Source organism: Cloacibacillus evryensis DSM 19522 (assembly GCF_000585335.1).
Lineage (GTDB): Bacteria > Synergistota > Synergistia > Synergistales > Synergistaceae > Cloacibacillus > Cloacibacillus evryensis.
Map to the genome: position 1 here is coordinate 449,746 of NZ_KK073872.1, position 13,858 is coordinate 463,603.

Sequence of the window (13,858 nt, forward strand, 5' to 3'; positions counted from 1 at the left end):
GGCATGCGCTGAAGGCGGGACGAATCCGTATATTCCTATAAACGCAGAAGGCGGGGCCGCAAGGCCCCGCCATTTTTATACCGCGATCATCTTTGCCGGATCATTTCTTCGCCGAGCCCTGTTTGGCGACCGCGGCCTGCGCGGCGGCGATCGCCTCGGCGTCGCCGAGGTAGTAATGCTTCAGCGGCCGGAGGTCTTCGTCAAGCTCGTAGACGAGCGGCACCCCAGTCGGAATGTTCAGTTCGAGGATATCCTTCTCCGATACGTCGTCAAGATACTTCACGAGCGCGCGCAGGCTGTTGCCGTGCGCGGCGATGATCAGCTTTTTGCCGGACCTGACGTCGGGGGCGACGACCTTTTCCCAGTAGGGCACGACGCGCGCCACGGTGTCTTCTAGGCACTCGCCGAGCGGCAGCTCGTCGGGGGACAGGGAGGCGTAGCGGCTCTCATGGCCCGGCCAGCGTTCGTCCTCCTTCGTCAGCAGCGGCGGCCGCGTCGCGTAGCTGCGGCGCCAGATCTTCACCTGCTCGTCGCCGTACTGCGCCGCCGTCTCCGCCTTGTTGAGCCCCTGCAGAGCGCCGTAGTGGCGCTCATTGAGCCGCCACGACTTTTCGACCGGTATCCACATGAGATCCGTCTCCTCAAGCACGCACCAGAGCGTCTTGATCGCACGGCGCAGCACGGAGGTGTAGGCCTTGTCAAAAAGATATCCCTCTTTTTTCAGCAGCCCGCCCGCGGCCCTGGCCTCGGCCAGCCCCTTTTCCGAAAGCGGCACGTCCTGCCACCCAGTGAAGCGGTTTTCTTTATTCCACGTGCTCTCGCCATGTCTTATAAGAACGAGTTTGTACATATAAGCAGCCTCCATAATATTGATAATGGGATTCCGTCTACATTGTCAGACAGCGGCGGAAGGTTGTCAAGTCCCGCTGTCCTTTAGTCAGGGCAAACACATCAACAAAGGCCGGGAGAGAGGTAAATAGCGATTTACGCCTTTAAAGGCTCCCTCGCCGAGGGAGCTCCCCGCGAAGCGGGGTGAGGGAGAGGTGCGCCCGACATGCACATAAACTAGGCGGTGTAAGTCCGCTACAGGCATTGCAGTGTGAACTGTTAGCCAAAGGCAAGGGTGTCCATCGTGAGGTGGAATCTGAAGGAAGCCGGAGGCAAAACCTCGGTCCGACGAACAGGGACCGCATGTGAGGCATTATGGGACGGACGAGTCTACCCCCAAGACAAAGTCCTACACTGCACGAATCCCATGGTGTAAATGCGGCGGATATATGAGGAGAAAGTTTATGTGCTTACTCGGGGAGATCTTGCGGGGGCTTAACCTGAGTGCAATCCACCCAGAGATGGATGGATGAACCGCAAGAAGTCAGCAGAGGCCATAGTACTGGTGAAAGAAAAACAATCAGGAAGGGCCGAACGGTAACAAACTTCTCAGACGAAAGAAGGTCGGGCAATGCGAAGAAAGCAGAAAACTGCGCAAGCAGGCTGTTCATGCGAGGACAAGCTGGAAGCGGAAAGCACCATGAAAGCGCCGAGTATTGCCCACACAGAAAACGCAGGAGAAGAAAGAGCGCAAACGTTGCTCGAATGTATCCTCACCAGAGCGAACATGGCAGAGGCGTACAAACGGGTAGTCAAAAACGGAGGTGCGTCAGGCATAGACGGAATGACAGTCCAAGCGATGTATGGACACCTGAAGGAGCACTATCCCGAACTTATCCAAAGCCTCTATGATGGAAGCTACAGGCCCCAGGCAGTAAAGAGAGTCGAAATCCCCAAAGCGGACGGAGGAAAGCGCAAGCTGGGAATCCCCACGGTCATAGACCGTATGATACAGCAAGCCATCTCCCAAGTGCTGACGCCAATATTCGAGAAGCAATTCTCCGACGGCAGCTATGGATTCCGCAAAGGGAGAAGCGCCCATCAGGCAATAGAACAGGCGAGGATATATTACGAACAGGGATACAAAGTATCAGTGGATATCGACCTGGCCAAATACTTTGACACAGTCAACCACAACCTGCTCATAAAGATGCTTCGGGAAGAGATAAAAGACGAGCGTGTAATAAGGCTCATCAGGAAATACCTCAAAAAGCGGAGTAATGGAAAACGGGCTCATCAGCTCGACCACAGAAGGAACTCCGCAGGGAGGCAACCTCTCACCGCTCCTCTCCAACATCTACCTTACAAAATTTGACAAACTGCTGGAAAACAGAGGACACAAATTTGTAAGATACGCCGACGACTGCAACATATATGTCAAAAGCGCAAGAGCCGCCCAAAGAGTAATGGAGAACTGCGTCAGCTATCTTGAAGGAACGCTTAAACTCAAAGTGAACCAAAAGAAAAGTTGTATCGGAAGCCCAACAAAACTCAAATTTCTTGGTTTCTCCCTCTACCCTAGCAAAGGAGAAACGAAGATAAGGGCACACGAACAAAGCCTGAAACGGTTCAAAGACAAAATCCGAAAACTTACCGCCAGGAATCAGGGACGCTCGATAGAGACCATCATGCTAAACCTCAGGAAATACACGACGGGATGGCTGGGCTACTATGCGATAGCCGAAATGAAAAGCGCGATGTTACAGCTGACTGGATGGATAAGACGCAGGATACGGCAAATCTACTGGAAACAGTGGAAAAGGATATGGCCGAAATACAAGAACCTCAGGCAGCTGGGGATCCATCACAGGGACGCGTGGCGATGGGCAAACAGCAGGCTCGGATGCTGGCATATAGCCAGAACGTGGATACTGACCACCTCACTGACCAACAAATACCTCGCCTCGCAGGGATATGACGATATCCTGCTGCGATATGAGGCAATGCGCGCTCGTTACCAAACCGCCGTATACCGAACGGTACGTACGGTGGTGTGATAAGCAGACTGCCAGCGAACGTGACCGTAGGGAACAAGGAGCTGAGCAGGTCGCTTAGTAGTTTCACCAGAGGACGGCCTCTCAAATAATGGGAGGCCTCCTACTCGATTTGACCTTGGGTTTTGTTTTTGTTCTGGCCTTATCCTCTTCCGCGGCTTGCGCCGCGGGCACTGTTTAGCGCGGAAAACCGCGCCAAACAGTACAACACTCCTTCCGACCCGGCGCAAAAACCGCGCGCCGGCCCACCTCCCTCGGGGAGGGAGGCTTAAAAATATAAATCGGCGTTTAGACGTGCGAATAACGAAATAACCGAGGGCCTGCCAAGCGGAGGCGCACTAGTGTGCGGCGAGCATTGGCAGGCCCTCGGTTATGAAGTTAGTCGTGCGTATAAACGCCGATTTACGCCGATTTATCATTCTCTGGCGGTTTGTTGATGCGTCTGCCTTGATTTTTTTAGATAATGATATATCGATAAAAGTATAGCGATATTCCTTTTCCGTATCTTCAAATATTGGCGGCGTCAGGTACAATACCAAATGTAAAGCGATTAACAAAGCAGTACAAAAAATAAAAACTTAAACGTATCGGAGGAATATATCATGGCAAGATTTACATTACCGCGCGATCTCTATCACGGAAAGGGTTCGCTGGAAGCGCTTAAAACACTCAAGGGCACAAAGGCCATCGTCGTTGTCGGCGGCGGCAGCATGAAACGCTTTGGATTCCTCGACAGAGTCGAACAGTATCTTAAAGAGGCCGGCATGGAGGTGCGCCTTTTTGAAGGCGTCGAACCGGATCCCTCAGTCGAGACGGTCATGAGGGGCGCGGCTGTGATGCGCGAGTTCCAGCCCGACTGGATCGTCTCCATCGGCGGCGGTTCGCCGATCGACGCGGCGAAGGCGATGTGGGCCTTCTATGAATACCCCGACACGACCTTCGAGGCCCTCTGCATCCCCTTCAATTTCCCGACGTTGCGCCAGAAGGCGAAGTTCTGCGCCATCCCCTCGACGTCTGGAACGGCGACGGAGGTTACGGCCTTCTCCGTCATCACCGACTACGCGAAGGGCATCAAGTACCCGCTGGCGGATTTCAACATCACGCCCGACGTGGCGATAGTAGACCCCGAACTTGCCGAGACGATGCCGAAGAAGCTGACGGCGCACACCGGCATGGACGCGATGACCCACGCGATCGAGGCTTATGTCTCGACGCTGAACTGCGACTACACCGACCCTCTCGCGCTGCACGCGATCGAGATGGTCAGCGAGAACCTTGTCAAGTCTTACAACGGCGATATGGCGGCGCGCGACAGGATGCACGACGCGCAGTGCCTCGCGGGCATGGCCTTCTCGAACGCGCTGCTCGGCATCGTCCACTCGATGGCGCATAAAACCGGCGCGGCCTACAGCGGCGGCCACATCGTCCACGGCTGCGCGAACGCCATGTACCTGCCGAAGGTGATCCGCTTCAACGCGGCGGAGCCCGCGGCGGCCGAGCGTTACGCGAAGATCGCGAAGTACCTGCACCTTGAGGGCAAGACGACCGCGGAGCTCGTAGAGGCGCTCGTGGACCATATCAACGGCCTCAACGCCCAGCTCGACATCCCCACGCGCATCAAGGACTACGAGGGCGGGATCATCGACGAGAAGGAGTTCATGGAGAAGCTGCCGAAGGTAGCGGAGCTTGCGGTGGGCGACGCCTGCACCGGCTCGAACCCGAGGGCGATCACGCCCAAGCAGATGGAAGAGCTGCTCAAGAGCTGCTATTTCGACAAGGAAGCCGTAAAGGCCGCGAAGTCGACGCAGGCCGCATAGTTAAGGAAAAAATTCCTCCCCCAACAGGAATTTTATAGAAAGACCCAATACACGCAAACAGATACAGGGGACCGGGACTGCACCTTCCGGTCCTCTGTATCTGTTTGCCGGGCAATAAAATTCCCGCCCGCCTGTTGCAAGATCGATGTTTTAGTATTATACTGACCGTTAGTCATTTTAATGACCGATGGTCATTTTTTATTTTGACACTCTGATAACGGCGACGGCCGCATAAATGGCGGGGAGGAATTTTTATGCCAAAGGTAAACGACGTGAGGCGCGAAATAATGGATAAGGCGATAAGGGAGCGGGTCTTCAGCGAGAGCTGCCGCATTTTGAAGGACGACGGCTGGGGCGGCTTCACGATGGAGAAGCTCGCCGCGGCGGTAGGCGTCGCCAAAGGGACGCTCTACAACTATTTTAAGGACAAGCTCGACGTCATCGTCTTCGTCAACGAGCAGCTTTTTGATGAGGTGGCGCACGATGTTGAGGCGCTGTTCACGGCGGAGGGCGACTGTCGTGATATTTTGCGCGCGAGCATGAGCCGGGGGCTGGAAAAGATGACTGATTTTCGTTTCCTGCGTATGGTGATGATAGAGATGCACATGAAATCGGCCTCTAAAGAGGAAAAAAAGATGTTTGTCAGGGACCCTGCCGACCGTGTCCGCAGCGCGATGGTGAGGTTTTTCAAACGCGGCGTCGACGAGGGCGCTTTCAAGCCGCTGCCGCCGGAGACGCTGGAGATCTTTTTCACCGCGGCGTTCGACGGGCTTGAGGTACGCTCGAATTTCGACCAGAATTTTACCCCCGCCGTGGGCGGGATGTTCGACGATCTGATGGATATGATCATCGACGGCGTCTCGATTCACGAAAAGCGGGACGAAAAATAGATGAACGTTATAGATACATCGCTGCGCCGCCCCGTGACGGTGATCATCAGCACGATCGCCGTCGTCGTCTTCGGCCTCATGTCCTACGGCGGCATGGGGATGCAGGATACGCCAGATATCGACCTTCCCGTCGTCTCCGTTTCGACGACGATGACGGGAGCGACGGCGGCGGTCATGGACAACGACGTTACTGACGTCCTTGAGGAGCAGCTCAACAGCATTTCCGGCATCAGCTCGCTGAGCTCCGCCAGCTATCAGGGGCAGGCGGTGACGACGATCGAGTTCGACATCGACCGCGACATCGACGACGCGGCGGCCGACGTGCGCGACAAGGTCAATCTCGCTCTGGCGGATCTTCCCGATGAGGCTGAGACGCCGACCGTCTCCAAGCTTGACGTCGGCGACTCTTCGCTCGTTCAGATCGCGGTCACCGGCGACGCTTCCTATAAGGAGAAGGTCCACTACGTCGACAAGATATTGAAGACCAAGCTCCAGGCGATAAACGGCGTCGGCGAGGTCGTGACACCCGGTATGCGCGAGCGCGAGATCAGGATCTGGGTCGACCCGGAGCGGCTGCGGTCGCGCGGCCTCGTCACCTCGGATATCACCGACGCGGTCAATAAAAAGCATGTCGAGCTGCCGGCCGGCAGCGTGATCCTCGGCCGCTCCGACGTCGATGTGCGCGTGATGGGCGAATACGCCTCGGTCGAGGAGCTGAAAAACCTCGCCGTCGCCGTGCGCGGCGGCACGGTGATCCGCCTCGCAGACGTCGCGGATGTGGCGGACGGTTTTGAAAACCGGGAGAACGTCGCGCAGTTCAACGACGACGACACGATCCTCGTCGGCGTGAAGAAGCAGCGCGGCGTCAACGAGGTGCAGCTCTGCGACGACGTCGTCTCCTACCTGCATGACGCGGAAAAAAGCCTGCCCTCAGGCATCGGCCTCAAGATCATCTATAATCAGTCGGACTTTATCCGGCGGTCGCTTTCCGGCGTCACCTCCGACGTTTTCAGCGCCGTGCTGCTCTGCGCGCTGCTGATGCTCTTTTTCATGCAGACGCTGCGCGCCACCTTCGTCACGGTGATAACGATCCCCGTCTGCCTCATCGGCAGTTTTATACTCATGAGATACATGGGCATTACGCTCAACAACTTATCGATGATGGGGATATCGCTCGCCGTCGGCATGGTGGTGGACGCGACGACCGTCGTCATGGAAAATGTCGACCGCCGCATGAAGGGCGGGCTGCTGCGCTACGAAGCGGCGCGCGAGGGGGCCAACGAGGTCTCCTTCTCCGTCATCGGCGGCGCGCTGACCACGATAGCGGTCTTTTCTCCCGTCGCCTTCATGAGCGGGGTGATCGGCAAGCTCTTCTTTGCCTTCGGCGTCACGGTGATATTGACGATTTCGCTCTCGCTCGTGCTTTCGATGACGCTCACGCCCTTCCTCTGCTCGCGCATCCTGGATAAGGGCAAGCCGGGGCGCGCGGCGCGCATCTGCGGCATGCTGCTCTCTAAGCTCGAGCGCGGCTACCGGCTGCTGCTCAAACGTGCCGTGGCGCACCGGGCGGCGACGATGGCCGTCGCCGCGGGGATGTTCGTCATCGGGATGGTATTGGTCATGAACACGGGGACGCAGTTCATGGCCGACGACGATGAGAGCTCCTTCATGATCAAGTGCGAGCTGCCGTCGGGGACGGAGATCGAGGAATCAGGGCGGGTATTCCGCGAACTTGGGCGCGCCGTGCGGCGGCACAAGGCCGTCGAGTATACCTACGCGAATATCGGCACAGACTCGGGAAACCAGAGCAACAACGGAACACTCTATGTACAGCTATACCCGAAGAAGCAGCGCGGCGACATAAATAAGGTGATGGACGAGGTCCGCGCGCTGACCGCGCCGTTCCGCGACGTCACCGCGACCTTCACCACCTTTGCCGGCAAGGATGTCGAAATGGTGCTCGTCGGCGGGAACACCGCGACGCTGCTTGATATATCGAAGAAGATAATCGCCGAAGCCGAAGCGGGCGGCAACGTCCGCGACGTCGAGACCGACGTGCGCATCGACAAGCCGCAGCTGGAGGTGGAGATCGACCGCGGCCTCGCCGACACGATGGATATTGACGTGCGCTCCATGTCGAACGAGCTGCAGGCCTACCTCGGCGGTACGAAGGCCGGCGTCTACAAGGAGGACGGCTACCGCTATGACATCCGCGTCATGGCCGAACGCGCGAAGCGCTCGGATGCGGCGGATATCGGCAAAATATATTTCAAGACGGGGGCGGGCGACATCATTCAGGCCCCCGGCGTCCTCAGCGTCAGGAAAACTTTGGCGCCGAACGTCGTCAAGCGCTACAGCCGTCAGCGCTCCCTCTCGATATCGGCGAACGTCACGCGGAATTTTTCGACCGGAGAGGCGGCGGCGCTGCTCACGAAGCTGGCCGGCAAATATATCCCCCGGGACTCCGGCGTCAGCCTGGTCGCCTCCGGCCAGACCAAGACACAGCAGGAGGAGTTCGCGCGCCTCTTTACCGCGCTCGTCGTCGCGATCATCCTCGTCTACGTGATCATGGCGATCCAGTTCGAGTCGTTCATCCACCCCTTCGCCATCATGTTCACGCTACCGCTTTTGACGCCGGGGGCCTTCGGACTGCTCTGGCTCTCCGGCTGCAAGCTCAACATGATGAGCTATATGGGGCTCATCCTGCTGGTCGGCATCGTCGTCAACAACGGGATCATCCTCATAGATTTCATCAAGCAGGAGCGCGAACGCTGCTGCGACAAGGTCCAGGCGGTGGTCAGGGCCGCGCCGATGCGGTTGCGCGCGATCCTTATAACGGCTCTCTCGACGCTGATCGGGGCGATACCGGCGGCGCTGAAGCTCAGCGAGGGCTCGGAATCGCGCCAGCCGATGTCGGTCGCCATCTTCGGGGGCCTCTTCACTTCGACGCTGCTGACCCTTTTCGTCGTCCCCGTCGTCTATCTGATACTTGACGACGTAAAGGAGAGGGCCTGCGCCTGGGCGCGGAGGAGACTGAAAAGCAATGTCGGAAGAACGGAGGAGGCAAGATCATGAAAAGGTTTTTCTTATTTATCGCGCTGGCCGCGGCACTCGCGCTGTTCGTGATCGCCGCGGGGACGGCCTCCGCCGCCTCCGTTAAGACGGAAACGGGCGGGGCGGCGCTGAAGCTCTCGATGAAAGAGGCGCTTTCGCTGGCTCTGGCGCAGAACGTCAGCGTCGTCAACGCAAGCGAAGACGTGCGGCGCGCCGCCGGCGAGAGCCAGTCTCAGTCCTCGGCTCTGCTGCCGAAGATCGACCTCGCCGGCTCCGCCGCCGGCACGAGCGACAATTCCGCCGGCACACAAAACACCGACGAGCGGACGCTGGGCGCTCAGCTCTCCTACACGCTCTATAACGGCGGCAAAAACAGGGCGCTCTCGGAGCAGGGAAAGCTCGGCGTCGCGCAGGCGGGAGACTATCTCTACGATACGCGGGAGTCGATCGTGCTCGACGTCTGGAAGGCCTACTGCGAAACGCTCTATCGCGCTTCCGTCGTCACGGCGGTCAAGAGCGCGCTCGATTACTATGAGCGCGCCGTCGAAGAAGAGACGAAGCGCGTGGAGGTCGGCGTCGCGACGAACCTCGACCTGTCGCGCATGAGACAGCAGCGCGCCGGCTCGCAGGCGGAATACATCTCCGCGAAAAACGACCTCGACTCCGCGCGCATCGCGCTCTGCCGTCTGCTCCAACTGGCTCCGGAGACGAGATTGGAGCTCACGGACGGCCTGCATGACGATCTGTCTTTGGCGGGAACGCCTCTGCCGGAGAGCATATCCGTTCGTGAATACCACGCGCGGGCGCTCGAAAGGCGCGGCGATTACAAAAAACTCGCGGCGCAGCGCAAGATCGACGAAAAAGAGATCGTCGTCGCGGCGAGCGCCCTCAAGCCCTCCGTTTCGTTCTCCGGCGGCTACGGCTACGATTATAAAGATACGAGCGACAAGATCCTTGAAAGCAAAGACGAATGGTCGGCGAAGCTGTCGCTCTCCGTGCCGCTCTTCGACGGCGGCAAGGGCGCGGGCGACGTTACGGCCGCCAGGTCGAAGCTGACGCAGTCGGTAAACTCGCTGTGCGATAAGGAGGAGGCGATCCTGGCGGAAATCACCGACTGCCGCCTGTCGCTGGCAAGCGCCGCCGAAAGCGCGGCGGCCGCCGTAACTGAGGTTTCGTTTGCCAAAGAAAGCCTCGGCTACGCGGAGGTCGGCTATAAAGAGGGCGTCAATTCGCAGCTCGACGTGATCCAGGCGCGGAGCGACCTTACCGACGCCGACAAAAAACTCGCGGGATATCTCAAAGAATACCGCTCGGCTCTGGCCTCATTATGGCGCGCCGGCGGGGAGCTCATAGAAAAGACGATCGGCGTCAACTGACGGAGGTAACGCATGATGAACAGAAAAAAGACAATAATTATCGCGGCCCTGCTGCTGCTCGCGGCGGCCTGCGGCGCGTTGCGCCTGACTGCGGGCGGGGAGAATGGGGACGAAGCCGGGGCGGAAAGCGGCCCCGCGCGCGTCGAGGCAGCCAAAGCCGAATACGGCGCGCGCATAGAAGAGGGATTCACCACCACTTCGACGCTGAAGGCGCTTGAAGAGGTGGAGATAAACGCCAAGGTGACGGCGCGCGTAAAATCCATCCGCGTAAAGCGCGGCGACAGTGTGAAGGCCGGTCAGCTCCTGATCGAACTGGACAGCGGCGAACCCGCGGCAGAATACGATTCGCAGAAGGCGCAGCTCGCCGTTTCAAAGGCCGAGGCCGAACAGTCGAAGGCGGAGCTCGAAGACGCCAATCGCGAGTACAAGCGCTACGGCCGCCTGCGCAAACAGGGCTACGCGACGCAGCAGGAATATGACAGCCGCGCCACGACCCTCGCCACGGCGAAGGCGGATTACGAACGCGCGCGGGCCTCCGTCTCGCAGGCCCGCGCCCAATTGGCGGCAAAAGGCGTCAACCTCGCCGAATACCGGCTCTGCGCGCCGATAACGGGCGTCGTGATGGAGGACTACGACCTCACGCCGGGCACGCTCGTCACCTCCGGCACGAACGCGGTGCGCGTCGCGCGCGTCGACACGCTGCGCGCCGTCGTCGAGATACCGGAAAAGGATATAAACGGCATCGGCAAAGGGATGACGGCCTCCGTAAGCTGTGAGAGCGCCGGCGGCAAAAGCTTCACCGGACGCGTCTCCGTGATAAATCCCTACGTCGACGAATCGACGCGCACCGTGACCGCGGAGATATTGGTGGACAACGCCGCCGCGGGTTATATCCTTAAACCGGGCATGTTCGCGAACGTCCGTTTCGTACAAAAAGCCGAAGAACGCCCGCTGCTCATCCCCACGGAGGCGATCGCCGACGACGGCACCGTCATGACGGTGGAGGATGGAAAGATTAAGACGGTCAAAATCGAAAAGGGCGCCTCGCAGAACGGCAAGACCTCGGTGAAATCTGGGCTTGCGGAGGGAACCCTCGTCGTCCTCTCGGGAGGGCGGAACCTCAAAGACTCCGACCCCGTGGAGACGGCGAATTAGGAAACGATAGACAGCAACGCGCGCGGCCCCGCCCTCACCCCGGGGCCGCGCTTCAGCGCGGCAGCAGCAGCGCGGCCACCAGCGTGAGATACTCGGGCAGCCTGTCGTCCTTTATCCAGAGGATGTCGAGGCCGAGATACCTCTTCATCGCGAGGCTTACGTTCGCGCCGAGCGACTCTATCGAATGGCGCGCCATCGCGGGGCGGCGGCAGGGTTCGTTCGTCACCTTCGCGCACACGGGGCAGAGCTCGCAGGAGCCGGCGAAAAAGCTGAGGCTGCCGGGGATTTTCTTCTCCTCTTCCAGAAGCTCGCCGATCAGCCGGCGCTTCTCCTTTGAAATTATCTCTTTGGCGCGCTCCGCCGCGCTCTTTCCCTCCCCGCCTTCGCGCGCGGGAGTCATCCGCAGGCCGAAGAGTTTTATCTTTTCGTAGGAGCGCCAGATGTCGAGCGGGTCAAAATCAAAGGGCGGGCACATCCAGTTATTGCCGTAATTATGACATTCGCGGCAAAAGCCGAGGAATTTCGGAACATCCACGCACGAGGCGACAAAATCTTCCACGTCGCAGACCGTACTGTAAGCTATAACGGAATAATTCATCAAAGACCAAGCCTCCCTCCGGCGGCGGCCGGCAGCATATTTATGAGAATATCCCTTCGCTTCATTTTGTCAACCGGCGGGGCGGCATTGTCCGGGACAAACGCATCGATAGGCCGACAGCGGAGAAACGCCGGGTTACGCGATCGCGAAGGAAAGATAAATTGCGATTTAGCGCCTTTAAAGCCTCCCTCGCCGAGGCGGCCAGGGAGCCAAATCAGAGTTTTTCTGATTTGTGCGATTCGGCTGGTAGGCACACCAGAGGTGGCAGCCGCACGTTTTTTACGATTTATGCTTTTAAAGCCTCCCTCGCCGAGGGAGGTGGCATGACGCGGTGTTTTTCCGCGTCATGACGGAAGGAGTGTTGCTCCGTTTGGCGCGCGGTTTTCGCGCCGAACGGAGCCCGCGGCGACAGCCGCGGAAGAAGCGGAAGATGATAAGATCAAGAGCAAAGCACAACCCAAGGTCAAAACTCCTTCCGGCCCTTCGGGCCACCTCCCTCGGCGAGGGAGGCAAGGGCAAAATCTAAACCAAAATCGTTGAATATCGACAAACGGCTTTTTGTGGATGCCCGCTAAATCGCTATTTATCTTTCCTCGCAATCGCGTAAATCGCAGTTTATCGTTTTCCCCTCCCGAAGGAAATCGGCGTTTAGACGTGCCGATGACGCCTCGAAGATGCCTGGCGCGGGGCGGGAACGCCTGCCGTTATACAGTCTCGGTATTATGCGTCCCCGTCTCGCGGCATTTCATGCTGTTCGATACTCTCTAGTTTTTCTTTCTTCTCAGCGCCGCCGGGACAATGGCGAGAAGCGCGAGCAGCCCATATCCGGCGCTGCATCCGCCGCTGCCGCCGCCGTCTCCGGAGGGCGTGTCGGGATCTTCAGGCGTGATCGTCCCGATCGGATTTACGGCGGTGTAAGCGGAAATGTTGCCGCTCAGCGCGTTGCTGCCAAATTCCGTCCAGGAGGAGCCGTCATAGCGCCAGAGACTGTAGCCGACGCCGGCCCAGAGGTAACCGGTCTTCTCGTCATATACCAGTCCGAGGCGATAACCGTAGTCTCCGTTGAAATCCTTCAGCAGCGTGCCGAGATCGCCCTTTTGCAGCTTTTCAAGCGTCGTCTCGTAGACCCTGATGCTGTAGCCCGAAGAATAGTCCTCGCCGGCGGTCCATTTGGCGGCCTGTACATAGACCTTGTCGCCGGCAAAGGCAACGGCGTCGAACATGTGCTTGAAGGTCGGGTCCTTCGCGTTCATTTCTTCCGCGGTGATGAGGCTCTTGACCTCCATCGTCGCCAGATTAGCGGCCTCTATGCAGGAGCCGGTGTTCCACTTATCTCCGAACAGCTGAACACCGCCGAGCGTCGCGACATAAAGCATGCCGTCCTTCTGTGAGTATGCGCCCGGTGTGAAGCCGTCAAGATTCCTGCCCTTCATATCGACGCTCGTAACTTCGTTGAGATCCGCGTCGAGCTTGACGAGACAGTTTGCCCTGTACGAGCCGTGCTCCGTGTCCCATGGGTCGTTCGCGCCGGTAAAGATGGCGTAGAGACTGCCGTTATAGGCGCACAGGCCCTCGCCGTGTCCGTCATATTTAGAGTCGTTGTGATAATACTCGTACTTCTTATCCTGTTTGTAGACGTCGCCCGCCGTGGTGACGCGGCTGACGATAGGGATGTCGTAAGCCGTGGCGTAAAGATTGCCGTTCAGCTCCACCATGGTCCTCGTGTTGTGCAGCGTCGTCGTCGCCTCACGCAGCGGCGCCTTCCACGCCGAGGGCTGCGTCCACTGCGACTGCTCGCCGGGGTTATAGATCGAGATGACGTCCGTGCCGTTTGACGTATAGAGTGTCACGGCGACGCGGAAATACCCGTCCGCGTTCTTAAACGGATAGATACCCTGCCCGGCGTTTCCTCCCATGTTGCTGACGAGCGGAGAGACGGGGACTCCCGAGCCTTGAATGATGCCTAAGGCGGTGTTGGCATAACTGTTGTCCTGTCTTGTGAAGAGCAAGTCGGCCCGGGCCGGCAATGATATCGCCAGCAGGCAGAGGGCCAGCAGCAGTGCGGTAAACTTTTTGTGCATATTAG

10 protein-coding genes are annotated in these 13,858 nt (G+C 58.5%); 7 read left to right on the plus strand and 3 right to left on the minus strand.

The window, feature by feature from the left end; genetic code table 11:
• Positions 1-100 precede the first annotated feature (100 nt).
• On the minus strand, positions 101-850 hold the full coding sequence (gene gpmA / locus CLOEV_RS01905; protein WP_034441574.1) for a 2,3-diphosphoglycerate-dependent phosphoglycerate mutase: 750 nt from the start codon (positions 848-850) through the stop codon (positions 101-103).
• A 609-nt stretch (positions 851-1,459) separates the two neighbouring features.
• On the opposite strand from gpmA, the gene CLOEV_RS17135 reads away from it, so the two are divergent.
• From CLOEV_RS17135 to CLOEV_RS01935, 7 genes are all read left to right on the plus strand, one after another.
• The gene (locus CLOEV_RS17135) at positions 1,460-2,203 is read left to right on the plus strand and encodes a reverse transcriptase domain-containing protein (RefSeq protein ID WP_218915499.1); all 744 of its coding nucleotides are present in this window, start codon (positions 1,460-1,462) and stop codon (positions 2,201-2,203) included.
• Positions 2,109-2,885 (plus strand): reverse transcriptase domain-containing protein, encoded by a 777-nt coding sequence (locus tag CLOEV_RS17140; protein ID WP_245591096.1) that lies wholly within the window; start codon positions 2,109-2,111, stop codon positions 2,883-2,885. The genes CLOEV_RS17135 and CLOEV_RS17140 overlap by 95 nt, the downstream gene beginning before the upstream one ends.
• A 599-nt stretch (positions 2,886-3,484) precedes the next feature.
• The gene (locus CLOEV_RS01915; RefSeq protein WP_034441576.1) at positions 3,485-4,699 is read left to right on the plus strand and encodes an iron-containing alcohol dehydrogenase; all 1,215 of its coding nucleotides are present in this window, start codon (positions 3,485-3,487) and stop codon (positions 4,697-4,699) included.
• 254 nt (positions 4,700-4,953) lie between these two features.
• Positions 4,954-5,589 (plus strand): TetR/AcrR family transcriptional regulator, encoded by a 636-nt coding sequence (locus CLOEV_RS15675; protein WP_051484819.1) that lies wholly within the window; start codon positions 4,954-4,956, stop codon positions 5,587-5,589.
• On the plus strand, positions 5,590-8,664 hold the full coding sequence (locus CLOEV_RS01925; RefSeq protein WP_034441577.1) for an efflux RND transporter permease subunit: 3,075 nt from the start codon (positions 5,590-5,592) through the stop codon (positions 8,662-8,664).
• The gene (locus CLOEV_RS01930) at positions 8,661-10,019 is read left to right on the plus strand and encodes a TolC family protein (protein WP_034441579.1); all 1,359 of its coding nucleotides are present in this window, start codon (positions 8,661-8,663) and stop codon (positions 10,017-10,019) included. The genes CLOEV_RS01925 and CLOEV_RS01930 overlap by 4 nt, the downstream gene beginning before the upstream one ends.
• A 12-nt stretch (positions 10,020-10,031) precedes the next feature.
• Complete coding sequence (locus tag CLOEV_RS01935) at positions 10,032-11,174, plus strand: efflux RND transporter periplasmic adaptor subunit (protein ID WP_051484820.1); 1,143 nt, start codon at positions 10,032-10,034, stop codon at positions 11,172-11,174.
• 52 nt (positions 11,175-11,226) lie between these two features.
• Here the strand turns inward: CLOEV_RS01935 and CLOEV_RS01940 are convergent, their stop codons facing one another.
• Both CLOEV_RS01940 and CLOEV_RS01945 read right to left on the minus strand, forming a co-directional pair.
• The gene (locus tag CLOEV_RS01940; RefSeq protein ID WP_051484821.1) at positions 11,227-11,772 is read right to left on the minus strand and encodes a DUF2284 domain-containing protein; all 546 of its coding nucleotides are present in this window, start codon (positions 11,770-11,772) and stop codon (positions 11,227-11,229) included.
• Positions 11,773-12,536: 764 nt separating this feature from the next.
• Positions 12,537-13,853, minus strand: coding sequence for a Synerg-CTERM sorting domain-containing protein (locus CLOEV_RS01945; protein ID WP_034441581.1), 1,317 nt, complete (start codon positions 13,851-13,853; stop codon positions 12,537-12,539).
• Between the last annotated feature and the right edge of the window lie 5 nt (positions 13,854-13,858).